Origin of the sequence: Streptomyces beijiangensis (genome assembly GCF_017315755.1) — a bacterium.
In the GTDB taxonomy this organism is placed as follows: domain Bacteria; phylum Actinomycetota; class Actinomycetes; order Streptomycetales; family Streptomycetaceae; genus Streptomyces; species Streptomyces beijiangensis.
This window is the reverse complement of the sequence record NZ_JAFLRJ010001082.1, coordinates 1-392: the sequence shown is the minus strand read 5'-3', so window position 1 is coordinate 392 and position 392 is coordinate 1. Positions and strand designations below refer to the sequence as shown.

The window sequence follows — 392 nt, the reverse complement described above, 5'->3', positions numbered from 1 at the left end:
CGGATTCGACATCGCGGGCGCCGAGGCGGGCTTCCCGCCCACCCGCCACCTCGACGCCTTCGAGTACCTCAAGCGCGAGAACAACCACTTCACCATCCACGCGGGCGAGGCCTTCGGACTGCCCTCCATCTGGCAGGCGCTCCAGTGGTGCGGCGCCGACCGCCTCGGCCACGGCGTCCGCATTATCGACGACATCCAGGTCGCCGACGACGGCACCGTGAAGCTGGGACGGCTCGCGTCGTACGTACGGGACAAGCGCATCCCCCTGGAGCTCTGCCCGACCTCCAACCTCCAGACCGGGGCGGCCGCCTCGTACGCCGAGCACCCCATCGGTCTGCTGCGCAAGCTCCACTTCCGCGCCACGGTCAACACCGACAACAGGCTGATGAGCG

At 69.1% G+C, this 392-nt stretch carries 1 pseudogene; it reads left to right on the top strand.

The features are described from left to right. Positions 1–392 (top strand): annotated as a pseudogene (locus tag J0695_RS40645) (adenosine deaminase); the annotation flags it as partial.